General features: G+C 52.9%; 23 protein-coding genes. All 23 read right to left on the reverse strand.

What is annotated here, in order from left to right; all coding sequences use genetic code 11:
- Positions 1-178: 178 nt before the first annotated feature.
- On the reverse strand, positions 179-1,438 hold the full coding sequence (locus AC0YNU_RS08695; protein ID WP_475755297.1) for a competence/damage-inducible protein A: 1,260 nt from the start codon (positions 1,436-1,438) through the stop codon (positions 179-181).
- Between the two features lie 127 nt (positions 1,439-1,565).
- Positions 1,566-2,150, reverse strand: coding sequence for a CDP-diacylglycerol--glycerol-3-phosphate 3-phosphatidyltransferase (pgsA, locus tag AC0YNU_RS08700; protein WP_475755299.1), 585 nt, complete (start codon positions 2,148-2,150; stop codon positions 1,566-1,568).
- The gene (rimO, locus tag AC0YNU_RS08705) at positions 2,150-3,475 is read right to left on the reverse strand and encodes a 30S ribosomal protein S12 methylthiotransferase RimO (protein ID WP_475755301.1); all 1,326 of its coding nucleotides are present in this window, start codon (positions 3,473-3,475) and stop codon (positions 2,150-2,152) included. Before rimO ends, pgsA begins: the two co-directional genes overlap by 1 nt.
- A gap of 150 nt (positions 3,476-3,625) precedes the next feature.
- Positions 3,626-4,114: a YajQ family cyclic di-GMP-binding protein gene (locus AC0YNU_RS08710; RefSeq protein ID WP_475755303.1), complete on the reverse strand. Its 489-nt coding sequence runs from the start codon at positions 4,112-4,114 to the stop codon at positions 3,626-3,628.
- A 125-nt stretch (positions 4,115-4,239) separates the two neighbouring features.
- Positions 4,240-5,229: a helix-turn-helix domain-containing protein gene (locus AC0YNU_RS08715; RefSeq protein WP_475755305.1), complete on the reverse strand. Its 990-nt coding sequence runs from the start codon at positions 5,227-5,229 to the stop codon at positions 4,240-4,242.
- Positions 5,230-5,269: 40 nt separating this feature from the next.
- Positions 5,270-6,034, reverse strand: a complete 765-nt coding sequence (locus AC0YNU_RS08720; RefSeq protein ID WP_475755307.1) for a DUF3388 domain-containing protein — start codon at positions 6,032-6,034, stop codon at positions 5,270-5,272.
- Between the two features lie 177 nt (positions 6,035-6,211).
- Complete coding sequence (locus AC0YNU_RS08725; RefSeq protein ID WP_475755309.1) at positions 6,212-6,463, reverse strand: DUF3243 family protein; 252 nt, start codon at positions 6,461-6,463, stop codon at positions 6,212-6,214.
- 130 nt (positions 6,464-6,593) lie between these two features.
- Positions 6,594-7,325 carry an elongation factor P 5-aminopentanone reductase gene (ymfI, locus tag AC0YNU_RS08730; RefSeq protein ID WP_475756228.1) on the reverse strand — a complete coding sequence of 244 codons (732 nt, stop codon included), beginning with the start codon at positions 7,323-7,325 and terminating at the stop codon, positions 6,594-6,596.
- A 14-nt stretch (positions 7,326-7,339) separates the two neighbouring features.
- Positions 7,340-8,626 (reverse strand): EF-P 5-aminopentanol modification-associated protein YfmH, encoded by a 1,287-nt coding sequence (gene yfmH / locus AC0YNU_RS08735; protein ID WP_475755311.1) that lies wholly within the window; start codon positions 8,624-8,626, stop codon positions 7,340-7,342.
- A gap of 4 nt (positions 8,627-8,630) precedes the next feature.
- Positions 8,631-9,911, reverse strand: a complete 1,281-nt coding sequence (gene yfmF, locus AC0YNU_RS08740; RefSeq protein ID WP_475755313.1) for an EF-P 5-aminopentanol modification-associated protein YfmF — start codon at positions 9,909-9,911, stop codon at positions 8,631-8,633.
- Positions 9,912-10,041: 130 nt separating this feature from the next.
- Positions 10,042-10,836 carry a spore cortex-lytic enzyme gene (gene sleB, locus AC0YNU_RS08745; RefSeq protein WP_475755315.1) on the reverse strand — a complete coding sequence of 265 codons (795 nt, stop codon included), beginning with the start codon at positions 10,834-10,836 and terminating at the stop codon, positions 10,042-10,044.
- Positions 10,837-10,933: 97 nt separating this feature from the next.
- Complete coding sequence (locus AC0YNU_RS08750; RefSeq protein ID WP_475755317.1) at positions 10,934-13,363, reverse strand: FtsK/SpoIIIE family DNA translocase; 2,430 nt, start codon at positions 13,361-13,363, stop codon at positions 10,934-10,936.
- A gap of 283 nt (positions 13,364-13,646) precedes the next feature.
- Positions 13,647-13,871 carry a YlzJ-like family protein gene (locus tag AC0YNU_RS08755; RefSeq protein ID WP_475755319.1) on the reverse strand — a complete coding sequence of 75 codons (225 nt, stop codon included), beginning with the start codon at positions 13,869-13,871 and terminating at the stop codon, positions 13,647-13,649.
- A complete protein-coding gene (locus AC0YNU_RS08760) occupies positions 13,868-14,638 on the reverse strand; it encodes a ClpP family protease (protein WP_475755321.1) in 771 nt (256 codons plus the stop codon). Before AC0YNU_RS08760 ends, AC0YNU_RS08755 begins: the two co-directional genes overlap by 4 nt.
- Before the next feature lie 201 nt (positions 14,639-14,839).
- Positions 14,840-16,519 (reverse strand): ribonuclease J, encoded by a 1,680-nt coding sequence (locus tag AC0YNU_RS08765; RefSeq protein ID WP_475755323.1) that lies wholly within the window; start codon positions 16,517-16,519, stop codon positions 14,840-14,842.
- Between the two features lie 456 nt (positions 16,520-16,975).
- Positions 16,976-17,842, reverse strand: a complete 867-nt coding sequence (gene dapA / locus AC0YNU_RS08770) for a 4-hydroxy-tetrahydrodipicolinate synthase (protein WP_475755325.1) — start codon at positions 17,840-17,842, stop codon at positions 16,976-16,978.
- 152 nt (positions 17,843-17,994) lie between these two features.
- On the reverse strand, positions 17,995-19,209 hold the full coding sequence (gene dapG, locus AC0YNU_RS08775; protein ID WP_475755327.1) for an aspartate kinase: 1,215 nt from the start codon (positions 19,207-19,209) through the stop codon (positions 17,995-17,997).
- A 72-nt stretch (positions 19,210-19,281) separates the two neighbouring features.
- Positions 19,282-20,322, reverse strand: a complete 1,041-nt coding sequence (locus tag AC0YNU_RS08780; protein ID WP_475755329.1) for an aspartate-semialdehyde dehydrogenase — start codon at positions 20,320-20,322, stop codon at positions 19,282-19,284.
- Between the two features lie 72 nt (positions 20,323-20,394).
- Positions 20,395-20,982, reverse strand: coding sequence for a dipicolinate synthase subunit B (locus AC0YNU_RS08785; RefSeq protein ID WP_475755331.1), 588 nt, complete (start codon positions 20,980-20,982; stop codon positions 20,395-20,397).
- The gene (gene dpsA, locus AC0YNU_RS08790) at positions 20,979-21,878 is read right to left on the reverse strand and encodes a dipicolinate synthase subunit DpsA (RefSeq protein WP_475755333.1); all 900 of its coding nucleotides are present in this window, start codon (positions 21,876-21,878) and stop codon (positions 20,979-20,981) included. The genes AC0YNU_RS08785 and dpsA overlap by 4 nt, the downstream gene beginning before the upstream one ends.
- 287 nt (positions 21,879-22,165) lie before the next feature.
- Positions 22,166-22,585, reverse strand: a complete 420-nt coding sequence (gene dut / locus AC0YNU_RS08795) for a dUTP diphosphatase (protein WP_475756230.1) — start codon at positions 22,583-22,585, stop codon at positions 22,166-22,168.
- 4 nt (positions 22,586-22,589) lie between these two features.
- The gene (locus tag AC0YNU_RS08800) at positions 22,590-23,855 is read right to left on the reverse strand and encodes a M16 family metallopeptidase (RefSeq protein WP_475755335.1); all 1,266 of its coding nucleotides are present in this window, start codon (positions 23,853-23,855) and stop codon (positions 22,590-22,592) included.
- Positions 23,856-23,909: 54 nt separating this feature from the next.
- Positions 23,910-24,908, reverse strand: a complete 999-nt coding sequence (locus AC0YNU_RS08805) for a polysaccharide deacetylase family protein (protein WP_475755337.1) — start codon at positions 24,906-24,908, stop codon at positions 23,910-23,912.
- Between the last annotated feature and the right edge of the window lie 26 nt (positions 24,909-24,934).

A 24,934-nucleotide genomic window follows, 5' to 3' on the forward strand; every position in this document is an offset into this window, starting at 1 on the left:
TACCTTGTTTCGATAGCTTTGACAAGCATTTTTACGAACATATATTCTTATTCTCTATTGGCCAACAGAGAGACAAAAAAAAGAACCGCAGCAAAGTAATCTTCGCCACGGTTCTTCCGTATAAAGTCGATTATAGTCGATCGAGAAAACGTTGACAAGCTTTATTTGGCAATCTGATCTAGATTCCTTCATGACCCGACAGTGCTTGCCAAAGTCGGTAAAGCAGCGACTTGACGGCGCGCACGCGAATCATTTCGCGGTTGCCGTTCATGTTAGCCGTAAAGACCTTTGTCTGCTTGCCTCTCTCTGACAATCCGAAATAGACAAGACCCACAGGCTTGCCTTCGGACTCCGAAGGGCCTGCAACCCCGGTGAGCGAGACGCCGAAATCACTGTCGGCCAGCTCCCGCACCCGCTCCGCCATGAGAGCGGCCGTCGATTCACTGATAGCCCCCGGCGCGCCCGTACCTTCCAACTGCGACAATGGAATGCTAAGCAGGCGATGCTTCATTAAATTCGTGTACGTCACGACGCCTCCCGTAAACTCACCGCTGCTTCCGGGAATCCGGGTGATCAGTTGAGCGAACAGGCCGCCTGTGAGGCTCTCTGCGCTGGCGAGCGTTCGTCCGGATGCCCGGAGCAGACGGATGACCGCTTCCTCCAGCGTGATGTCTTCACGGGCGTACAGGAACTGTCCTACGCGTTCCTTGATTTGCAGCTCCGCCGCATCCAGTCTTCCGTTCGCTTCAAGCTCGCTGAGCGCTTTCGTGGATACCCTGATCGCTACTTCGCCTTCTTTGGCATAGGGGGCTATGGAAGGGTCGGTCTGCGTCTCGATCAAGTCGATCAACGCTTGCTCGAGCGTGGACTCCCCGATTCCGGCAAACTTAAGCAGGCGCGAATACAAACGGCGTTCCTCATTCATTACGCCGCGCAGCCAAGTCTTCGCCGGCCCGTCGAACATCGGCCTCATCTCGCGCGGAGGACCCGGAAGCAGCACGTAATGCGTCCCTTCCACCGTAAGCGCGTTGCCCACGGCAAGACCCGCTTCGTTGTCCAGCGGATCGCTGCCTTCGATCAGGTTCGCCTGCCTGCGGTTGCTCTCCACCATATGAATGCCACGCGACGTAAACATGGCTTCGATCTTGATCATGCTCGGTGCATGTTCTTCAATGGATCGGTCCAGGAATTCAGCCAAGGCGTCCTTCGTCAAATCGTCCATCGTCGGTCCTAGTCCGCCCGTGAACAAGATCAAATCCGCGCGGGCTCTGGCCAACGTGATCGCCTCGCGAATGCGGCTTGCATTGTCGCCGACAACCGTTTGAAAATAAACATCGATTCCGAGCTCTGCCAGCCCCTGCGACAAATAAGTCGCATTCGTGTTGACGGTCTGACCGAGCAGCAGTTCCGTCCCGACCGCTATGATTTCTGCACGCATCTGAACAACTCCATTTCTTATGTAAAGGATAGAAGACGAATACGATCATGAATGACAGGCATGCCAGGGAAAAGCAAAGCATCACTCTCTGTCCATGAAAAGCGAAGGAGTGATGCCGGCTGTCGTACTATGCGGTAAGCGGAATAAGGTTTTTGTTTTTGACGAAATAATCGATCCCGGAGTACACCGTGATGAGCGCCGCCGCATAGATCGAGATTTGGTCGAACGGAAAGTCGAGGAACGCGAACGGAAAATTGTTCAGCAGCAAATCGATGATCATCGTAATTTGCACGGCCGTCTTCCATTTTCCCCACGTGCTCGCAGCGACGACCGAGCCTTCCAGCAAAGCGATCTGCCGTAATCCCGTAACCGCGAATTCGCGGCTGATGATCACGATGGCGATCCACGCATGCAGCTTCTCCATCTCCACGAGGGAAATAAGCACGGCAGCGACGAGCAGCTTATCCGCCAGCGGATCCAGCAGCTTCCCGAGATTGGTAACGATTTTGTTCTTGCGTGCGATATAGCCGTCAAGACCGTCCGTGCTCGCCGCAACGATAAATACGATCGCGGCCAAAATCTGATTCCACGTAATCGAGAAATCCGAGCTGTCGAAAGTGAGCGGCTTCAAATCAACGTTAATAAGCAGCAGCACCATAATGATGGGCACCAAAAAGATGCGTGCGAGCGTGATGCGGTTGGCTAAATTCACTATAGCCCCTCCCCGGACATATCAAATTCGTAAGCATGCGTAATCCGCACCCTTTGAATTTCCCCGATCGCCGCTTTGCAGTTGGAAATGAACACCTCGCCGTCGATTTCAGGTGCATCGTACGGCGAACGGCCAACGTAGACGTCGCTTCGGCCGTCGTAGCGTTCAACCAACACATCGATCTCTTTGCCGATGTGCTTGCCGCTCAATTCCTTGGATACTTCGCGCTGAATTTCCATCAACGTATTGGAACGCCATTCCTTCACGTCATCCGGCACGGCGTCCGGCAAACGAACGGCAGGTGTATCCTCTTCTGGGGAATACGTAAAGACGCCAAGACGGTCGAATTTCATATCGCGAACGAAATCGCACAAACGATTGAAGTCCTCTTCCGTTTCGCCCGGGAAACCGACAATGATCGAGGTACGCAGTGCAACGTCTGGAATGCTTGCACGAATGCGGGAGACCAGCTCACGAGTGTCGCGCTGACGTCCGGGACGGCGCATGCGCTTCAAAATCGAATCTTCGCTGTGTTGCAAGGGCATATCGATATAGTTGCATACTTTCGGATTCGCTGCGATCGTCGCAATCAGCTCGTCCGAGAAGAAACCTGGATATGCGTAGTGCAAGCGCACCCACGAAATCCCTTCCACTTCGCTGACACGGTTCAGCAGCTCGGGCAGCATGAACTTATCATACAGATCGGTACCATAATTCGTGGAATCCTGCGCGATCAAACTAACCTCTCGGACGCCTTGATCGGCAAGCTGCTGCACTTCGGCAACGATCGATTCAATCGAACGGCTGCGGAATTTGCCCCGCATGATCGGGATCGAACAGAACGTACATGCATTATCGCAGCCTTCCGCGATCTTCACGTATGCCGTATAACGCGGCGTCGTAACCAGGCGCGGCAGCTTCTGATCGTAGTCGAAAGCCGGATTACCCACCTTTACAGGCCGTTTACCGCGAAGCGCTTCGTCGACAATGTCCGTAATGTGATGAAAATCGCCCGTTCCGACAATGCCGTCGATTTCGGGCATTTCGTCCATGAGCTGTTTCTTATAGCGCTGTGTCAGGCAGCCCGATACGATAAGCGCCTTCAAACGACCCGTTTGCTTAAATTCCGCCATATCCAAAATCGTATTGACGGACTCTTCTTTCGCGGCATCTATAAAACCGCAGGTGTTGACAATGATTACGGTAGCGTCGTCAGCCTGATCCACCAGCTGGTACCCTCTGGCATCAATCAACCCCGACATAATCTCGGAATCGACGAGGTTTTTCTCGCAGCCCAATGTTACAACTTTCACTCTTTCAGTCATCGATGTATCCCCCAAACCCCTCCGAAAAGCTATCTAACCAAGTATAATACAAGGCCTAGGCAGTGTCAAAACTGGAAAAAGTCCCGTTCGGCCGCGTCTCGCGCAGCGAAAGGGACCTCGTTCTATGTACGCCTACCAGCGTATTGGGACTTATTTGTAGTTTGTAAATTGCAGGTCGATTTGTAAATCCGCGCCTCTCAGAAGCGCCATGACAGCTTGAAGATCATCGAGGCTCTTGCCGGTAACCCGGATCGAATCGCCTTGAATTTGACTCTTCACCTTAATCTTGGAGTCGCGGATCAGAACGTTGATCTTTTTGGAACTGTCCTGTTCGATGCCTTGCTTCAGCTTGATTTTTTGCCGAACCGTTCCCAAGGAAGCCGCTTCTACTTTACCGAACTCCATGTTCTTGATGGGCACGCCGCGCTTGATCATCTTGGATTGCAAAATATCGATGACGCTCTTGAGCTTGTACTCATCGTCCGAGACGACAACGAGATCGCTCTTCTCCAGCGCGAAGCTGCTCTTCGTTCCTTTAAAGTCAAAGCGGGTTTCGATCTCGCGCTCCGCCTGCGTAATTGCATTGTTTAATTCCTGCATATCGACTTTCGATACGATGTCGAATGAATGTTCAGCCATGTGCCGCAACTCCTTTATTTATCCTTATCCCATACATGTCACGTATTATAACGTATCCCGCTTCACAATAAAAGGCATCCAGGACCGAATTGCTTCAGTCCTGATGCCCATTCCCCGACGATGAATTATTGTGTCGCCGTATTCCCCGTACCTGTCGTATTGCTCGGATCCGTACCGGCAGTACCTTCGGCAGGCGTCAATTGCAGCTTTCGCGAGCCACCCTGCTTGTTGCCGTCGTCAATGAGCACGCCGTCGATCGTGACATCCACGAAATCGGCACGGCCGATGGAAATGAAAACTTGCCCTTCCGCCTCGACCGATGCAGTCACGCCATCCTCCATGGTTTTGCTCAACAGCATTTTGCCGTGAATGCTCGTCCCTTGATAGACGCCAACCCAGGCATGTCCCGTCGATTTTATCTCCAGCGTATGCTTGCCGCCAGGAGCTACGTTATAGAAATCCGTCGTTCTAACGGTATGGTCGAGCGTTAATGTGGTCGTTGGAGGCGGTGGTTCCACCTCATCTTGAGGATCCTGCCCCGTATCATTCACATCGCCGGTTCCGTTCGTGCCGCCAGTACCATTCGTAGCGTTGGTTCCGTTCTCACCGTCGGTCGTTGAGTTGCCTTCCCCGTCCTTCACCGTGCCCTTATCCGGGTTCGTTGCCGGCGGCGTCGTCTGATCCGTCATTTTGCCTTGGTCGGCGGAATCGACATTGTCGTCATTCGGCTGTTTGATCGCGAAGACATAGACGATCACGATGATGAGGAGCAAAAAGGACCAAATCAAAACCCGGAAGCCCCATCTGCTGATGCGGTCGGACGTTTGCGACTGCGCACGGCGCGGCCGCTGCACGGGTTCAATGACTTGCTCAGGTACGCCCGAAGGAATTTCCCTATTATATAGCCGCAGCACTTCCTCGGCATCAAGTCCAACGGACTCGGCATAATTCTTTACGAAGGCTCGTACGTAAAAGGAACCAGGGAGAACGCTGTAATTGCCTTCCTCGATCGCTTCAAGATATCGCTTACGGATTTTCGTCAAATCCTGGATATCGTCCAAGGACAGGTTTCGCTGCTCCCTCGCTTTCTTGAGCAAAGCGCCCAAATCCGACATGACCACACCTCCTTGTCATTTTGCAAATTGGTTTCCATTATTAGAAATCGTTGAAGCCCATCGTAAACGATTCATAAGAGATTTCCTCGTCAGGCGTATTACGGAGCTCGATAATATAATCAAAATCGCTGTATTCGAACGCGGATTCCTTCACAAAAATATCTGGATGTTCAATGACTTTGGTAGAAGGCATCGCCATAATTTCCTGCAATAGCGCATGATGCTTCTCGTTGGAGCGAATGGTGCTGACAATCCCGTCAATGATATAAATATTGTTGGGCGTCATTTCTTCCTCGGAGAGCTGGCTGCGAACCGTCTGTCTGAGCAGCGTGGAGGACACGAAGGTCCAGCGCTTATTCGAGCATACGCTGCCGGCGATGATGGACTCTGTTTTGCCGACTCGCGGCATGCCGCGAAGGCCGATCACTTGATTTCCTTCCCGCTTGAACACCTCGCCCAAGAAGTCAACCAACATGCCGAGCTCGTCCCGCGTGAAGCGGAACGTTTTGCGGTCGTCGGAATCGCGTTCGATGTAGCGACCATGCCGCACGGCGAGAATGTCGACGAGTTTAGGCTCACGAAGCTTTAAAACGGTGATGTTATCGACTTTTTGGAGCATGCGCCCCAGAATCTCGATTTTCTCGTCATCGTTCGTTTGAATCAGCATGCCGCGCGTACGGTTCTCGACGCCGTTAATCGTAAGGATGTTGACTTCGAGCATACCGAGCAGCGATGCAATATCGCCGAGCAAACCTGGACGGTTCTTATGTATTTTATATTCCATATACCATTGTTTAAATTCCATATGCCACCTCAGCTGGAGGAATGATTTCATGAATAAAAGAGTAATGATCGTGAATAGAGATTCAGCAATATTGAAATGGAGCTATAAAAAGTTTATTCTACAATATTCGTCAATATCCTGCAACTCAAATGCAAACATTACAGAAAAGCCTCCGCGGGGGAGGCTTTTCCAGAAAGACTACGATTTTTGGACAAGCTTGACCATCAGGCCAGCAATCGCTTTTCGTTCCGATTCATCGCCGACATCCCAAAGTTCCTTCAGGGTTCGCTGCTGTTCGTTTTTCGGATCGACTTTCTCGTCCAGGAAAGAGCCAATCTCATAAGCAAGGTTTGAAATGGTGTCTTCGTTCAAGCCCATGCCTTTCGCTTGTTCCACGCGGCTTGACAGAAACTCTTTCCAAGAACTGAAGTTAGAAAGGACGTTTGACATTGGTGTAGTTCCTCCTTTGCGTGTTGGCTGTTAATCAGCAACAACCGTATTGTTAACGCAAGGGACGGAATTTATTCTTCGCTGCAATGTCCTGCAAATAAATGTAGCGATAAGGCCTGTCATTAAGCCATTAGGTCAGCCAACCGCCGTTCGGACTGATGATTTGACCCGTAATATACGCCGATTCCGGCAAGGCGAGAAAATAGACGAGTGAAGCAATTTCTTCCGGCTGCGCGAAGCGGCCCACCGGGATTTCGGACTCCAGCGCCTGTTTCTCCTCAGCGTTAAGGTTGTCCAGCATGACCGTATCGACAGCCCCGGGCGCAACCGCATTCACCGTAACGCCTGAAGGAGCCAATTCCTTTGCCAGCGCTTTCGTAAAAGCATTCATGCCGCCCTTGCTCGTCGAATACAGCACTTCGCATGAGGCGCCAGACAATCCCCAAATCGATGAAACATTAATAATGCGGCCAAAGCGCTGCTGCACCATACCCGGCATAAAGAGCTGCGTGCACAGAAACATGCCTTTCAAATTCACGTTCATGACTTCATCCCAAATCTCGTCGGTGACGTCGGCAAGCATGGCATAATGCGCGACGCCCGCATTGTTGACGACGATGTCGGGCAGCATTCCCCGCAGCTCCAGCTTCTCCCGCATGCGAAGCAGCTGTTCTCGCGAACGAATATCCGCCGAAACGGTAAGCACGTTCTCGGCGCCAAGCCGCATGCAGCTGCGAGCGGTTTCGTTCGCAGCCTCATGAGCTTGATTGTAATGAATGACGATGTTCATATTCTCCACGGCGAATCGGCGCGCGATGGCTGCACCGATGCCGCGGCTTCCCCCGGTAATGAGCACCGTCATCTCCTTCAACGTTTTCACGCTTCGTCCTTCGCCACGATAGAGACGGCCATTCGGCTCCAGTCAAAATGACTGCGCAGTTTGGCATTGGCCTCTTCGAGCGTGATCTCTTCATAGACCGGAAGCAGCTTGAACAGGTCGGCACCACGGAAACGGTAACGGGTAAATTCGCTGGCAATCGCCTCGGGGGAGTTGAGCATACGAAGGTAACCGCCGATTTTTTTTCGTTTCGTCCGTTCGAAAGCTTCTTGATCCAGCCCTTTCGCTTGAGCGGATTCAATGGCTTCGCGCAGCCTGCGGAGCAATTCATCCGGATCGCGCGTTTCGCCGCCGATAACGGAGAACGCATAGTCCTCGCTGCTGTTGAACTCATGTCCGAATGAATCGGTAATCAAAGTATCATCGTACAGCGCGTGATAAATCGGCGAGCTGGAACCGAGAAGCGCCTCCAACATCAATTTCATGGTCAATTCCGTACGCAGCATTTCTTCCGGATCGTCCGAGCCGCCGCCCTCTTTGAAACCGATCATGCATTTGGGCATCGAGACAGGCAAAGCCGTTTTCTTGATCGGTTCTTTTACGGTGGCCGGTTCCGGTTCGAAGAAACGCTCAATGGCGCCTTGCGCCTCGAATGACTTGCGCGCCTGGTTATCGCGTACAAGCTTCATGACGGCCTCCGGCTCGACTCCGCCGACAACGAACAGGAACATGTTGGACGGGTGATAGAACGTTTCATAACAACGGTAAAGCGTTTCTTTATCGATTTGCCGGATCGATTCCACAGTGCCCGCAATATCGATATGGATCGGATGCTTGTGATAGAGCGCATCGATCAGCCCGAAATAAACGCGCCAATCCGCGTTATCCCGATACATGTTAATTTCCTGCTCGATGATACCCTTCTCTTTCTCTACGTTTTCGTCCGTAAAGTAAGGATTCTGGACAAAATCGATCAAGGTCTCCAAGTTAGCATCGATCTGCTCGGTAGCAGAGAACAGATACACCGTACGGTCAAAACTCGTGAACGCATTAGCAGACGCGCCTTGCGAAGCAAAGGTTGCAAATATATCGCCGGTCGGCTCTTCGAACATTTTATGTTCCAGGAAATGCGCGATACCGTCCGGTACCGAGATCGGCTCCTGATTGCCAACGGCAAAACGATTGTCGACGGATCCGTATTTGGTCGAGAACGTGGCATACGTCTTGCTGAAGCCCTGCTTCGGAAGAACGACCACCTCAAGCCCGTTCGGCATGACTTCGCGGTATAACGTCTCTTGAACGCCTGGGTAAGCTAACGTTTCCATCGGCTCAGCCCTCCTTTCTATCACGCAGGAAGTAGATCGTGTCCAGCTCGGTTTTGTTCGCGATCGCCGCGATTTGCTCGGCCGTAACGGCCTGAACCTCTTCCAGCAGTTGCTGGGCGGTGCGCTCGCGTTTCGAAAGTACCGCATTGAAATCGAAGCCGATCATTTCGTTGGCGGAATCCTGCAGCTCGCGCAAATGATTGGCGATCATCGCCTTCGTCTGGTTCATCTCGAGCTCGCTGTACGAGCCGCTTCGCATCTGCTCCAACTGCTCTTGAATGATGGTCTTCGCTTTATCGTAATTGCCAAATTCGATTCCGGATTGAATCGTGCAAATCCCCTTATGGCCATCCAGGCGCGATGCCGCATAATACGCGAGACTTGCTTTCTCCCGTACGTTGAGGAACAGCTTGGAATGCGGATAACCGCCCAAGATGCCGTTGTACATCAGCGCAGCAGGATAATCGTCATCTCCGTAGGCTGTATGGATACGAAGTCCCAAATTCAACTTGCCCTGGGTGACATCCATGCGCTCAACGACATTCTTCACTTCCTTGACCGGTTTGCCGACCTGCGGCAAGCCGTAAGCTGCAGGCTCGCCTTCATTATTCCGGAAAGCTTCGGCGACAAGCGCTTTAACTTCGTCCAGCGAGGTGTCCCCTACGACATAAAGATCAAACGCGGCACTCTTCAGCCACTCGTGATAGGCTTGCGTGATAGATGCCGGCGTTATGCCGGCGATGTCTTCCAAACGTCCCAACGGATGAAGCCTGTACGGCTCATCCTCGCACATGACCTCCAGGCAGCGTTCGGCTGCATAGCGGATCTTATCGTTAATGATCGCTTCCAGACGCTTGCTCAGCGTTTGCTTCTCCGCCTCTACATACTTGCTGCGGAGCTTGCCATCGTCCATGACCGGGTCCGTAACGACTTCACCGAGCAGCTTCAATGAAGCAGCCAGCAACGGCTGGTCCGATGAAACGAAACGATCATTAATGACGTCCATGCGGAACTGGACGATTTGGGCGTCTCCGCGCTTGTAAACGTCAAAGCCGAACCCCGCGCCGTACAGTTCATCCAATCGTTCGCGGAATGCGATCGTCTCCGGCGTGGAAGCGGTCCCTCTGCGCAGCACGAAAGGAATTAATGCTGCCGCTGTAACGGTCGACTCATGAAGAGGCAGCCCCGCATACAGGGAAATAGAAAAGGTTTTGAAACGTTTGGTCGGCAGCACATGCAGTCGAATGCGATTCAACTGGCCTCGTTGAAATGACGTGTTGCTCACGCGTTCACGTCCCCTTCCGCTCTAATATATAAAGTCAATCTATTCCAATTTCCTTCGATCTATTCACATTCTACCCGATCGGAAATGGAAGAAGCAACCCGCGTCGATTGGCGGGCTGCTTCGGCCGATGCTACATGCAGAAAATATGTTTTCCGATCGTCTTCACCTGCGGCCGCGACCAAATCCATTTGGAAGTTGCCGTCTCAGGGTTGAAGTAGTAAATGCATCCACCAGTCGGGTCCATCCCGTTCAGCGCATCCTGCACCGCTTTTTTGGCATTATCGTTCGGCGTCAGCCAAATTTGTCCGTCGGCCACGGCCGTGAATGCACCCGGCTGAAAAATAACGCCGGATACCGTATTCGGAAAGCTTGGCGACTTCACGCGGTTCAGAATAACGGCCGCGACCGCCACTTGACCTATGTACGGTTCGCCTCGGGATTCGCCATACACGGCATTGGCCATGAGCTTCAGATCGTTGGCGGATAACCCGAGTTTATTGGACTTGGTTACATCCGAGGATGTGCTGCCATCGGATTCCGATCCATTGGATCCTGATCCTCCCCCAGCATTACCCGAACCGGCAGTATCGGCTGCGGACGGCGCCCAGCTCTTGGTCGCCTCCCATAGCTTCACCTTCGTCTTCGCACCGACGACACCATCGGATGTAAGGCCGAATTTCCACTGAAACCAAGTGACGGCTTTCTTGGTATCGGTACCGAACTGACCGTCGATCTTGCCGTCGAAGTAACCCAGGAATTTGAGTCGCCCCTGAAGCTCCGTCACGTCTTTGCCCGAAGAACCGACCTTCAGAATTGCGCTGCTGAACGTCTCGGTCGTTTTGCCGAAATGCGCGTTTTTGAGTGTGAATGCCCCGAACAACAGGAGAACGATGACGATCGTCACCGCGATTAAACGATTTCTCATCTTAGGATCTGCCTTTCTCTTGCAATTGGATTTGCAAAGCAAGCGAAGCATATTCCTATTATGAGAAAACGAGGTAACAACTATGCATGCAATTGGATTATGAACTGATCCTGCCTGCTTCGTATTGGTCCATCGTCAGCAGCACCTCGCGCGGTTTGCTCCCTTCATAAGGCCCGACGATGCTGCGCGCCTCCATCTGGTCGATCAGCCTTGCGGCGCGCGTATAGCCGATGCGCATACGGCGCTGCAGCAGCGATACCGACGCCTGCTTCGCTTCAATCACGATACGGACGGCTTGTTCGTACAGTTCGTCCAATATTTCTTCATTCTCGGTTACCGAGTCATCGATCTCCGGAACGAGATCTTCTTTGTATTCCGCTTCTCCTTGTCCGCGGGCATAGTTCACGATTGCCTCCACTTCCTGGTCGGAGAGGAACGCGCCTTGAACCCGAATCGGCTTGGACATGCCCACAGGCAGGAAGAGCATATCTCCGCGTCCCAGCAGCTTTTCCGCGCCTGCCATATCCAGAATTGTTCGGGAGTCGACCTGCGAGGAGACGCCGAAGGCAATTCGGGAAGGAATGTTCGCTTTGATGACGCCTGTAATAACGTCGACGGAAGGCCGCTGTGTAGCGATGATCAAGTGAATTCCCGAGGCACGGGCCATTTGGGCGAGTCGACAGATGGCGTCCTCGACATCGTTGGCTGCAACCATCATCAGATCGGCGAGTTCATCGACGATGACGACGATATAGGGCAGGACGGCTGAAGGGTTCTCTGCCATTAGCGTATTGTAGCCTTCGATGTTTCGCGTTCCCGATTTCGAGAACAATTCGTACCGTTTCTCCATCTCGACGACGATCTTCTTAAGTGCCAGCGATGCACGCCTAGGATCCGTGACGACCGGCGCCAGCAGATGAGGAATGCCGTTATACATGTTCAGCTCGACCATCTTCGGATCGATCATGAGCAGCTTCACTTCATCCGGTCTTGCTTTGTACAAAATGCTCGTAATAATCCCGTTAATACAAACGGATTTCCCCGAGCCTGTCGCTCCCGCAACGAGCAAATGGGGCATCTTGGCCAAGTTGCCGACGATCGGCTGTCCGGAGATGTCCCGGCCGAACGCGATAGACATCCGCGATGTTGCATTCTGGAATGAAGGCGTCTCCATCACTTCGCGCATCGTGACGATTGACACTTCTGTGTTCGGCACCTCGATGCCGATCGCGGATTTGCCGGGAATCGGCGCCTCCATCCGGATATCCTTCGCGGCAAGCGCAAGTGCGATATCGTCCGTCAGGCCGACGATGCGGCTGACCTTGACGCCGGTTGCCGGCTGTACTTCATAGCGCGTCACCGCCGGACCGCGGACGACATCCAGCACCTTCGCGCGGACGCCGAAGCTTTCCAACGTGGCTTCCAGCTTGCGCCGCGACTCCACGGAATCCGCGCTATCCCCTGACTTTCCGATGCCGCTTGGCTTCTGCAGCAGTGCAAGCGATGGAAGCAGGTACGGCTTCTCCGTCGGAGGTTTGACGATGCTTCCCGGTCCGTCCGCTCCGTCTTCTTCATCAGGAGAAGCGATTGCCGGACTGCGAGGAAGTGATTGAACAGGTGCCTCCTCAGCGAAGTCATCCTGATCGTTATCGACGTCATCCTCTTCATCGCCCAAATCGATCGGCGCATCTCCTTCATTACGAAGAATGTTATCGGGTTCCATCTGCTTCCACTGCGGGCCGGAAGAGGGCAGCTCTTCGACCGCTGTCTCTACGTTAAGAACAGAAGTCTGCCAGGCTTCGGAAGACTGCTCATCTTCCTCGTCATTCTGCCAGGCTGCCGAAGATCGATCGGATTTGCCGTCGAATGCATCGCTGGCGTTAACGTCTACTAGCTGCCATTCATTGTCGCCGTCGCTTTGTTCGTGCTCATTCGGCTTGGAAACGTCATTGAACCAAGATAATATCGGCGAGCGCTTCTTCCGTGTACGATTGCTCATCGTTACTGCGTAATCGTCATCATCATCATCGTCCAAATCATCCATGGCCACGACCGGCTTGACTGCCGCCCTGGACCCCGATGCCGCCAACGCTTGGCGCCTGGAAGCAAATTTCATGCGAAGCAAGGACCAGAACCTGCCGCCACGGACACGTCCGGAACGCAGCAGATCTACGTAAGATTTGCCTGTCATCAACATAACGGAGATCGCGAACATCACGATCATAATGAATTTCGCGCCAAAATAGCCGAACAACCAGTACAGCAGGGTATATTGAATCGCGCCTGCATAGCCTCCGCTCGCCGAATGAACGACTCCGTTCAGCTGATCGTCCGCCGATGGCTCCATGAGCGAGCCTCGAATATCGCTTCCAAGCTGCGATAAGATGAACGAGGCCGTTAATCCCCCCGTCGGCTCCGTCTTCTGATCCATGACAGCCATCGAGCTCCATAGCGTGCAGGCCAGTATAAGCAGCAGCACGCCCGTCTTGCGGCTCGACCAGCCTGAAGGCCAGGTGCGCTTTATCATCACGGCTAATCCAACATAAATTCCGACTAACGCCAATACAAAATAGAACTTGCCTAATACAAGTCCGAATAACTTCGATAATGCACGGCCGACCGTTGCTTCTCCCGACAGCGCGATAACGGAGACCGTAATAAGCAAGATTCCGTACACTTCATATTTAAGGCTCGTCCCGACTGAGCTCTTCCTTCTCTTCTTTTTCTTAGCCAAAATCGTCACCTCTGGTCCTTATTATACCATAGGAGGAAGGTGCGATGTGTTACTATTATCCAGCAGCGGCGCCGGATTACAGCGCCGAAGGCCCGTACGCCACTACGGTTCCAGGCGTCAGCTCCGGCCTCAGGTACGCGTCCAAAGGACCGTCCAATAGTCTGACGATCCGGCCGATTCCAGGCGATACCGCTTCGATCTGCAGGCGTACATCCCCCACTTGAACGGACACATAAGGGCCAGGCTGCTGATGGATGCCCTCGAATACAAGCTCCATGGGCATCGTCGTATAGATGGTCATTGCGTCAGCCCTCCCGAAGTCGCTGATATCGCAGCCGTGCCTGTCGCTTGCCGCCTTGCTTCGATCAGAAGGTTCAACTCGCGCAGCGCTTGGCCGATCCCGCCAACCTTATCGATCAAACCGTGCTTAACCGCATCGGTGCCGATGACCGTCGTGCCGATATCGCGCGTCAGCTCGCCGGTTTTGAACATCAGCTCCTTGAATGTCACCTCGGTCACGTTGGAATGCGACGTCACGAACCGCACGACCCGTTCCTGCATTTTATCCAAATATTCGAACGTCTGCGGAACGCCGATGACGAGGCCGTTCAACCGAATCGGGTGAATGGTCATCGTTGCGGTTTCGGCGATGAACGACGTATTGCCCGCAACCGCGATCGGCACGCCGATGGAATGCCCGCCGCCCAATACGAGCGTCACTGTCGGCTTCGTCAACGATGAAATCATCTCCGCGATGGCAAGGCCCGCTTCCACGTCTCCGCCGACCGTATTGAGGACAATCATAATGCCTTCTATCTTCGCGTTTTGCTCGGCGGCTACCAATTGAGGAATCAAATGCTCGTATTTGGTCGTTTTATTTTGCGGCGGCAGCACGAGATGGCCCTCTACCTGACCGATAATCGTCATGCAAAATATATTCGACTCTGCTGTCGGCGTCTGAGTCGTTCCCAGCTGTTGTATCGCTTCAACGACGGGGTTGCCGATAAGTGGTTTACGATCCCCAGCCGGTGGTTCCGGTTGTTCCGATTTGAATGTTTCCTCCCACATTGCCTGTCCTCCTTCGATCTGCTTGTTATGCATGGCCATGGCTGGCTCTGCATAGTATGGAATCTGTCTAGGGATTTATACAGGGCATAGAAAGAATGGCATGAACTCTCTATTCCACGCGTCAAATGACAAACCAAAAAACGGCCTTCGGCATAAGCTTGCGCTTCGCCAAAGACCGTCTAATTGACTTGAGTCGGAATATTAAACTTCCATGATAATCGGCAAAATCATCGGACGGCGGCGCGTCTGCTCGTACAAGAACCGGCCGAGCGCATCCTTCACGTTCGTTTTGAGCGATGCCCATTCATTGACCTTATCGTTCATCAGTTTATGCAGTGTCGAGGTCACGATCCGGTTCGCTTCTTCGAGCAAGCCTTCCGATTCGCGCACATAGACGAAACCGCGGGAGATGATATCCGGACCGGACAGAATGGCGCCGTCTTGCTTGCTGAGCGTGACAACAACGACAAGAATGCCGTCCTGCGACAACAGCTTACGGTCACGAAGGACGATATTGCCTACGTCACCAACGCCTAAACCATCGATCAGAACATTGCCTGCAGGAACTTTGCTGCCTTTGCGTGCCGCACCGCCTTGGAACTCAACGGTATCGCCATTATCGATGACGAAAATATTTTCACGCTCGATTCCGACTGCTTCACCGAGCAAAGCATGCTGGCGGAGCATCCGGTATTCACCGTGAATCGGAATGAAATATTTCGGACGAATCAGGTTAAGCATCAATTTGAGCTCTTCCTGGCTTCCGTGACCCGAAACGTGAACGCCGGAAACAGATCCTGGACCGTAGATGACTTTCGCGCCTAGTCGGAATAGTTCATCGACCGTACGTCCTACATAGCGCTCGTTGCCCGGGATCGGCGTTGCTGCAATGATAACGGTATCACCCGGCATAATATCGATCTTACGGTGCGTGGAGCGCGCCATACGCGTCAATGCGGACATCGGCTCGCCTTGGCTGCCTGTGCACAGTACGGCTACGCGGTCAGCTGCCATTTTATTAATCTCTTCAGGCTCGATGATCGTGCCTTCCGGAATGTTCAAATAACCTAGCTCGGAAGCAATCGTTACGACGTTGACCATGCTGCGTCCAACGACGGCGATTTTGCGCTTCGTTGCAGTTGCTGCATTCACAACCTGCTGAATACGATGCACGTTGGATGCGAACGTTGCCACTACGACACGCTGCGTCGCTTTGCGGAAAATATCCTCCAGCTCGGAGCCGATATTGCTCTCGGACGGCGTAAAGCCTGCGCGTTCCGCATTGGTGCTGTCCGATAGAAGCGCTAACACCCCGCGGCGGCCGATGTCGGCAATCCGCTGCAAATCTGCGTATTGGTTGTTAACCGGCGTATGATCGAATTTAAAGTCGCCCGTATGTACGACTGTGCCCTCGGGCGTGTCCAAACAAACGCCGACCGAATCCGGAATACTGTGGTTCGTTTTGAAGAAGGAAGCCTTGATCGCGCCGAGCTGTACTTCGCTCTCCGCATTGATCAGAATACGCTTCGTCTCTCCGAGAAGCCCTGCTTCTTTCAATTTACCTTCAATGAGACCAAGCGTCAGCTTCGTCGCATAAAGCGGAACATTAAGATGCTTCAGCACGTAAGGCAATCCGCCGATATGATCCTCGTGGCCGTGCGTAATTAGAATACCTCTTACTTTATCGCGATTCTCTGTCAAATACGTAATGTCTGGGATGACAATATCGATACCGAGCATATCTTCTTCAGGGAATTTAAGGCCTGCATCTACCACAACGATATCATTTGCGTACTGAACAACGTACATGTTCTTTCCGATTTCACCAACGCCGCCTAGTGCAAACACAAGCAGCTTATCCTGGATATTCTTCTTAGACAAGTGAATCCATACCTCCTAATCGTAGTACGAAACAAGATGTACCCCGCCTGCTCAAAAATAGCAGGTAGAGACACTACGTTTCATCTATTTTTTTATAGTCCGAACGCAAATTACATGGCAGCTGTTTCCACCCTCGGGAACGCCGCTGCATGTAATTCATAACTAGTGCATGTCGAACGCCAATCCTAGGCGTTACACTTTTTCAAAAATTTGCCGCACACCGTCACTTGCATCCATTATACATGATTGAAATTAAGAAACACAAGTAACGGTTATGATCCACACCTTGAGTGGACATGCGCCCTGTGAACGCTTTCCTCTCGGGCTTCGAGTAAGGCTTGTCCATATACACTTAAATAAGAGGTTACACGAATATGGAAAAACCCAAACAAAAAACCGATGCAAGCGCACCGGTTTGTGGTAAACGCAGCTGCTATATCCCTGACGCAGTGATAATTATGAGTTCAATAATTGACGAAGAATTGCGATTTCGCTCTCATCTGCGGCTACCAATGGAAGACGTACGCCCCCGACGGGCAATCCTCTGAGCGCTAGTGCCGCTTTTACGAGAACGGGATTCGGCAGGTCAAACAGACCTTTAAAAATCGGAAGATTCTCGCCGTGCAGCTTGGCTGCTTGGGCAACATGACCTTCCAAATAAGCGTGAATCATCGCTTTCATCGGTTTGCCGACGACATGGCTGGCAACGCTCACAATGCCGTAAGCTCCGACGGCCAGAGCCGGCAGTGCTGCACTGTCATCGCCGCTATAAACGCGGAAACCATCAGGTGCGCCTGCCACGATTTCCGTCACTTGGTCCAACGAGGCACATTCTTTGGTTGCAATGATGTTGGGCAGCTGCGCCAAACGAAGCGTAGTCGCCGCCGACAGGCTGACGATCGTCCGGCCCGGCACATTATAAAGCATGACAGGCAAAGCGGTTGCTTCCGCGATCGCTTTGAAATGCTGATAAAGTCCTTCTTGCGTCGGTTTGTTATAGTACGGCGCAACGAGCAGAATCGCATCTACCCCGCATTGTTCGGCGAGTTTCGTCAAATGGACGGAATGCGCCGTATCGTTGCTGCCCGTTCCCGCAATGACCTTGCAACGGCCACCGGCTTGCTTGACCACGAAGGAGAACATGGCTTGCTTCTCCTCGTCATTCAAAGTCGGAGATTCGCCTGTCGTACCGCAAACCACGATGCTATCACTTTGTTGATCCTCGATCAAATAATCCACTAACCGCCCTGTCGTGTCCCAGTCGATTGAACCGTCCGCAGAGAACGGGGTAACCATTGCAGTCACTAAACGTCCGAAATCCAAAACGATTCCTCCTTAGAATTTTGCGAAGCAAAATTCAGCATCGTAAGCATTAGCTCCATTTTGCGAAGCAAAATTCAGCATCGTAAGCATAAGCTCCATTTTGCGAAGCAAAATTCTCTCGTATGCATTAATAATAAAAATAATGCCTGGCATTATTCATGCAGCGAAAACTTGGCATGCAGCGCCTGAAGCGCATTAGCCATATAGCATTCCTGCACCAAGACCCAAATGGTCGTATTCGAATCCGCGGACTGCAGAATCGGTATTCCTTGTTCTGTCAGCGCTTCAACGATTCGTGCCATGATACCGGGAACGCCGTTCATGCCTCCGCCGATCACGGATATTTTGGCGCATCCGTTCACTGCTTTCGGCATATAGCCGATTTCCTGCAAAACCGAAACTGCTTTGTCCGCATCATGGTCGAATACGGTATACACGGCTCCGCCCGGATTGACATTAATAAAGTCAACGCTGATATGATGTTTGGCCATGGCTTGAAATACTTGCAGCTGCACATCAGACGGTCCTTCTTGCGCTTGAACGGTAATTTGAGTCACGCCGCTGACATGCGCGACGCCTGTCACATGCCTGTCTCGCACCGATGACGAGTTCAACGCGTCCACCATATCCGTGACGAGCGTACCTTCATCCTCGGAGAAGGTAGAACGAACACGTATCGGAATACGCGCCTGCTGCGCGATTTCAACAGCCCTCGGATGAATGACTTTCGCGCCTTGCCTTGCCATATTACCAACTTCCGAATAACTGATGACGGATAATGCCCGCGCATCCTTGACAATCCGGGGATCCGCGGTAAGAATCCCGTCCACATCTGTATAGATATCAACTCGCTCCGCATGCAGCGCCGCGCCAAGCGCCGTCGCCGACGTGTCGCTTCCGCCTCTGCCGAGAGTTGTGAAATCTCCCGATTCCGTAACGCCTTGAAAGCCGGTCACGATAACGACATGACCTTCCCGAAGCGCCTGATGCATGCGCTCCGTGCGGATTTCCAATATCCGCGCTTTGCCGAACTGATGGTCCGTTATGATTCCCGCTCCGCCGCCCGTAAGGGCAATGGCCGGTATATCGCCAGCACGCAGCAGGCTGCAAAGAACCGATGCGGATATGATTTCGCCGCAGCCTTGGAGCATATCCTTCTCCTTGGCGGGCAAAGAATCGCCGTGCTGCGCGATGAGCGCCAGCAGCGTGTCCGTTGCGTACGGGTCGCCCTTCCGCCCCATTGCAGAGACGACAACGACTAGTCCATATTGTCGTTGCCGTTCCCGTTGTATATGCTTGATGACCAGTTGCCTGCCTTCATCCGATGACAACGAGGTGCCGCCGAACTTTTGTACGAGGATGCGCATTGTCAAACCTCCGTATCCGACTGTGAAGCCCGCCGAATCGTCACGCTTGACAACCTGCTCATGCTGTGATGTTTAGTGTTTTTCGATTGCGATATATTCTGCGATTTGGACAGCATTCCATGCTGCGCCTTTGAGCAGATTATCCGATACGATCCATAAGTTGAGGCCGCGTGCATGACCCAGGTCACGTCGCAGTCGACCAACGAAAACTTCAGGTTTGCCAGCCGCTTCTGTAGCGAGCGGGTACAATTGTCCTGCAGGGTCGTCGACCAGCACGACACCTGGAGCGTCAGCAACCAGTTTCTTGACGTCTTCCAGTTCGTAATCGTTTTGAAGTTCTACATATACCGATTCCGAGTGACCGTATACGACAGGAATACGAACACAGGTCGCAGTCACGTCAATGGACTCGTCGTCCAAAATTTTCTTCGTTTCGCGAACCATTTTCATCTCTTCCAGCGTATAACCGTTCTCTTGGAATTTATCGATTTGTGGAATGGCATTAAACGCGATTTGGTGCTTGACCGGCAGGGATCCGACCGGCAGAAGTTCAGGATTTACGTCTTTTCCGTCAAGCGCTGCGCGCGTTTGGCGAAGCAGCTCGTCAATTGCGCGGCTGCCTGCACCCGATACGGCTTGATACGTAGAAACGATGATCCGGGAAATGCCATATCGGTCCTTGATCGGCTTCAGTGCTGCAACCAATTGGATCGTGGAGCAGTTCGGATTCGCAATAATGCCTTTATGTTCATTGACCTTGTCGATGTTCACTTCCGGAACGACAAGCGGCGTGTCCGGATCCATGCGGTAGGCGTTCGTATTATCGATACAAACCGCGCCATGCTCCACAGCATGGGGGGCAAGTGCTCGAGTCACATCGCCGCCCGCACTGAACAAAGCGATCTCAACGCCTTTGAAGCTTTCCGGTGTTGCTTCTTCGACTGTATATTCCTTGCCTTTAAACGTGATCTTCTTGCCTGCCGAACGTGCCGAGGAAAGTAATGTAAGCTCTGCGATCGGAAAATCGCGCTTCTCGAGCAACCCGATAATCTGTTCCCCTACTGCGCCTGTCGCACCGACAACGGCGACGTTAAACTTCTTCTGCTGTGACATTGGTTGTCGACTCCCCTCAAAAGCTTATGTCAAGGATAGCTCCATTTGCATACGCGGAAGGATTGGAAGTGATTAAGCGCGTTCGACAAGCAGCGGTTGAAGCTGTTTGCCGCTTAACGCAGCCTCGCAAGCCTCAGGGATGAGATCCATTCTGGCGACAAGCGAATTCGGCTTTTGAATCGGATTATCCTGGCCGAACGGAACAAAATATACGTTTTTGCACACTAGAAGCTTCGCGATATTCGCCGCATTCAAGCCGAGCCCGTCATTCGTCGAGATAGCCAGAACTAGCGGACGTTGATTGCGCATTTGCGATTTAGCTGCCATTAGCACAGGACTGTCCGTCATGGCATTCGCTAGCTTGCTGGTCGTATTGCCCGTGCAAGGGGCGATGACCAGCACGTCGAGCAGTTTCGAAGGCCCCAGGGGCTCTGCGTCGACAATTGTCGAAATGATGTTGTTTCCCGTAATGGATTTTAACTGACGCTGCCATTCTTCTGCCGTTCCAAACCGGGTATCCGTTGTAATGAGCGTCTGAGTCACGATCGGAACCACATTCGCTCCCTCGTCCACAAACCGCTGGATGACCGGCATAACCTCTGCAAACGTACAGTGAGAACCGGAGAGCGCATAGCCCACCGTTTTGCCTTGCCATTTCATTGCTCATTCCCCCGTAACCTGGTATCTTCCATAATCAATCGACTTAAGCAATCCGCTATGATGCGTCCAGCTGTTTTGGGTGCGACGATTCCTGGGAGGCCGGGGGCGAGCAGAGCCTTGATTCCGCGCTTCTCGGCAAAGCGAAAATCCGTTCCGCCGGGCTTGGAAGCTAGGTCGATAATGACCGCTCGCGAGGGCAAATTTGCTATAATTTGCGCTGTGACTATCATAGTCGGAATTGTATTAAAAAGCAAGTCAATATTGCCCACATACTGCAGCAATTGCTTGATGTAGAAGGGCTCGAAGCCCATCTCGAAGGACCTCGCAAAATGCTCTTCGCGACGCACGCCTACCTTCACTTTTGCCCCTAGACCCTGCAGCGTCCGAGCTAAAGTAAGGCCGGTCCGACCGATTCCGAGCACCATGCAGGAAGATCCGTGTATCGTAATATCCGTGTTCTGAATCGCCATCATGACGGCGCCTTCCGCGGTCGGTATCGAGTTATAAATCGCTACGTCATCGCGGTCGAACAGCTCTACCAATCCAATGGCGTGCTTCTGGCAAAGATCGCGGAGGTACGGTTTGGCCATGCCGGCGTAAACCTTGCAATGCTTCGGCAGTTTGGAGACGTATTCGTCGGTTAACACCAGCTCGCGGTCGCTGAAAACGGCAACGATTCGACCTTCGTCGTCCGTTCCGACTGCCGGCAATATAAGCGCATCGGCACTGGCGAACAGTTCATCGCTCATTTCGGCTCTGACCGCGCCGTCCAAGGACGAATGCAGCTGGTCGAATCCCGCTACCGTGACTGTTGCATCGAGCTCGGTCAGCTTCCGGATGACTTCCAGTCCCCGAGCGTCGCCGCCGAGCAGCACGACCTGAACTCCTGTCAGCATAAGGGTATCACTCCTTTTCAACAGCAGACCGATTCACGCCGGTGCATTCCGGCGGTTCGGTCGGCAGTACAAACTGAAACCGTCAGCCTGCGAAGGGCCGCCCGATTGAACAGTGTGCGCTCTTGGTTATAGACCATCTTATGCATCCGCCTAGGCCGTGGTGAAAATGAAATGGCCCTTTTAGGGAAAATGAAAAAGCACCGGAGCATGAGCTCCGGTGCTGCTTGATACGTATGCTTGTTACTTATGGGTTGTCGGTATGCTTCCGATTTCTGTTGAAGCGGAAGCTATACGCCTGTATGCCCGAAGCCGCCGGCTCCGCGCACCGTCTCAGGCAATTCCTCCGTCTCCGAAATCGCGATGTCGGGCACGATTTGGAAGAGCATTTGCGCGATGCGCTCTCCGCGTTCAATAACGAACGGCTGCTGGCCGAGATTGATCAGAAGTACTTTGACCTCGCCGCGATAATCGGCATCGATCGTGCCCGGCGAGTTCAAGCAAGTGACGCCATGCTTGAAAGCCAAACCGCTTCGCGGACGAATCTGCGCCTCGAGCGAAGGGGGCATGGCCATCGCGAAGCCCGTCGGGATCAGCTTGCGTTCGCCGGGTTGAAGCGTCTCGGGTTCGGTCACGGCCGCATGAAGATCGAATCCGGCTGCCAGCTCCGACATTTTGCGCGGAAGCTGAATGTCCTCGTTGCCGGGCATGCGCTTAAACAATACTTGAAACAAGCGAGTCCCTCCCGATGGCCGCTGCCGCTTTATCGTTCGTGCCAACCATCGCAACCGCGAAAGGAACGGCAAGCATGCGTTTGGTCACTTCCCGAATGTCGGCCATTTGAACGGCATCGATCCGCTCCAGCATTTGATCCAGCGTATAGTGACGGCCCAGCATCAGCTCGTTCTTGCCCAAGCGGTTCATTCGGCTGCTCGTGCTCTCCAAGCTCAGAATCAGGCTGCCCTTCAGCTGCTCTTTTCCGCGGCTCAGCTCGACATCCGTCAAGCCCTGCACGGCAAGATCATGCAATTGCTCGAGCGTAAGGTCCAATACCTCTTTCGTTTGCTTCGGCGCTGTTCCTGCATAGACCGTGAACAAGCCGCTGTCCGCGTACGAGGTATGATACGAATAGACGGAATAGGCAAGTCCCCGCTTCTCCCGAATCTCTTGAAATAGCCGTGAGCTCATGCCGCCGCCGATCGCATTGTTCAGTAGAATCATCGCATACTGCAGGGGATCTGCTATAGAGCAGCCCGGGAAGGAAATGCAGATATGATTCTGCTCGGTTTTCTTCTTATGAAACAAATAATTTCCATTGAAGGCAGGGGACGCAAGCGCCGGTTCGGAACCCGTCGTCTTGAAGACGCCGAAATGCTTCTCCAACAGCTCGAGCAGCGGCGCTTCCTCCACATTACCCGCAACTGCGATAACCGTATTGTCGATCCGGTAATGGCCGTTCATATATCCGCGGAGCGTATCGCCATCCATAGCGTTGAGGCGCTCTTCCAAGCCGAGGATGGAGTACGCCAGCGGATGATCGCCATAGGCTGCTCGAGATGCCTCGTCATGCACTTTATCGTCCGGCGTGTCTTCATACATCGAGATTTCTTCCAAAATCACGTTCTTTTCTTTTCCCAGCTCCGTCGGATCCATCTTCGAATTGAAAAACATGTCCGCGAGCGCATCCACCGCGATCGGCAGATGCTGATCCAGTACCTTGGCAAAATAGCACGTATACTCTTTCGCCGTAAAAGCATTCACATTGCCGCCGATGCCGTCGAACAAATCGGCGATATCCTTCGCGCTGTGGCGCTCTGTGCCTTTGAACAGCATATGCTCGATGAAATGCGAGATGCCGTTATTCTCGGGCGTTTCGTTGCGCGAGCCGGTCTTTACCCAAATACCGAAAGACACGGAACGGCAGGTCGGAATGTATTCCACAACTACCCTCAGGCCGTTACTTAGCGTATAGTTATTCAATCCTGACTCCTCCTACAGCAACAGCATGAAATTAATGACTTCACTATAACAAAATTATGGTTGCGCCTCAACTAAGGAGGCTCTGCCGGACGAAAGCGTCTCGCTTACGGTGCCGAGCAAGAGTCCTTTTCCTTTAATTGCCGAGATCATTCCCTTAAGCGCCGAACTGGATGAATCCGTTGGATGCATGAGAATCAGCGAGCCCGGCTCCACGCGCGTGCGCACCTTCTGAATGATGGCATACGCGGGCGGATGTTTCCAATCGACCGTATCGAGCGTCCACAGGACGGTCTTCAGCCCCTGCTCGGCCGCGACGTCAACGGTCATCTGATTAAAGTCGCCCGAAGGGGGCGCGAACCAATGATTCGTGACATGCAGCGTGGACTTCAGCAAGGCCTCCGTCTTGGCAATTTGGTTGAATGCCGCATTGCGGTCAAGCTGACTCATATTCGGATGCGTGTAAGCATGATTCGATATTTCGTGGCCTTCGGCTTGAATCTCTTTGGCGAGCGTCGTGTTTTTCTTCAGCCAGGAACCGTCAAAGAAAAAAGTCGCCTTCACGTTTTCCTTCTTCAGCGTTTGCAGCATGGACGGAATATACTCATTCCCCCATGCGACATTGATCATCAACGCCACCATCGGCTTGTTCGGGTTCCCCTTGTAAATGGGTACACGGCCGAGATCGTCCAAACTGACCCTTGGCGCCACTTCCCGGTACATCCAGCGGATCGGTTCGTTCACCGGAGCATGGAGCATGAGCCGGTAAGTACGATCGACATCGACTTCTAGTCCGTTATAGCCTGGGATGGCCTTCCACACCCTGTCGACGCGCGCATCTACGGGGGCAATGCGTTTCTTCGCCGCCTCGGCTTGAATCATCTCAAGCAGCGACGCTTTCCCTTGTGCGGAGGGCTCCAGCCTCGATAAAGCCAGAACGGCCGCATCCCCCTGCTTCATCGCGAACACATAAGCCGACAGCGGACCGTTAAGCCTGACCGCGATCAGCAGCGCGCTCATGACGAGCAGCATGATGATTCCTTTCTTCAGCTTCATGGCAAGACCCCTCCTTCTCCTTCATC

This window comes from Paenibacillus sp. J31P316 (assembly GCF_056269105.1).

Bases quoted from the DNA above. Each gene is read 5' to 3' on its own strand.
- dut (WP_475756230.1), bottom strand. From the start codon at position 22,585: ATGCCCGGCAACGAGGACATTCAGCTTCCGCGCAAAATGTCGGAGCTG.
- rimO (WP_475755301.1), bottom strand. From the start codon at position 3,475: ATGACTGAAAGAGTGAAAGTTGTAACATTGGGCTGCGAGAAAAACCTC.
- AC0YNU_RS08785 (WP_475755331.1), bottom strand. From the start codon at position 20,982: ATGAAATGGCAAGGCAAAACGGTGGGCTATGCGCTCTCCGGTTCTCAC.
- AC0YNU_RS08725 (WP_475755309.1), bottom strand. From the start codon at position 6,463: ATGTCAAACGTCCTTTCTAACTTCAGTTCTTGGAAAGAGTTTCTGTCA.
- AC0YNU_RS08695 (WP_475755297.1), bottom strand. From the start codon at position 1,438: ATGCGTGCAGAAATCATAGCGGTCGGGACGGAACTGCTGCTCGGTCAG.
- AC0YNU_RS08805 (WP_475755337.1), bottom strand. From the start codon at position 24,908: ATGAAGCTGAAGAAAGGAATCATCATGCTGCTCGTCATGAGCGCGCTG.
- dapG (WP_475755327.1), bottom strand. From the start codon at position 19,209: ATGCGCATCCTCGTACAAAAGTTCGGCGGCACCTCGTTGTCATCGGAT.
- AC0YNU_RS08760 (WP_475755321.1), bottom strand. From the start codon at position 14,638: ATGTGGGAGGAAACATTCAAATCGGAACAACCGGAACCACCGGCTGGG.
- AC0YNU_RS08755 (WP_475755319.1), bottom strand. From the start codon at position 13,871: ATGACCATCTATACGACGATGCCCATGGAGCTTGTATTCGAGGGCATC.
- AC0YNU_RS08780 (WP_475755329.1), bottom strand. From the start codon at position 20,322: ATGTCACAGCAGAAGAAGTTTAACGTCGCCGTTGTCGGTGCGACAGGC.
- AC0YNU_RS08750 (WP_475755317.1), bottom strand. From the start codon at position 13,363: ATGATAAAGCGCACCTGGCCTTCAGGCTGGTCGAGCCGCAAGACGGGC.
- AC0YNU_RS08710 (WP_475755303.1), bottom strand. From the start codon at position 4,114: ATGGCTGAACATTCATTCGACATCGTATCGAAAGTCGATATGCAGGAA.
- dpsA (WP_475755333.1), bottom strand. From the start codon at position 21,878: ATGCTGACAGGAGTTCAGGTCGTGCTGCTCGGCGGCGACGCTCGGGGA.
- yfmH (WP_475755311.1), bottom strand. From the start codon at position 8,626: ATGGAAACGTTAGCTTACCCAGGCGTTCAAGAGACGTTATACCGCGAA.
- AC0YNU_RS08715 (WP_475755305.1), bottom strand. From the start codon at position 5,229: ATGTCGGATTTGGGCGCTTTGCTCAAGAAAGCGAGGGAGCAGCGAAAC.
- ymfI (WP_475756228.1), bottom strand. From the start codon at position 7,325: ATGACGGTGCTCATTACCGGGGGAAGCCGCGGCATCGGTGCAGCCATC.
- AC0YNU_RS08720 (WP_475755307.1), bottom strand. From the start codon at position 6,034: ATGGAATTTAAACAATGGTATATGGAATATAAAATACATAAGAACCGT.
- sleB (WP_475755315.1), bottom strand. From the start codon at position 10,836: ATGAGAAATCGTTTAATCGCGGTGACGATCGTCATCGTTCTCCTGTTG.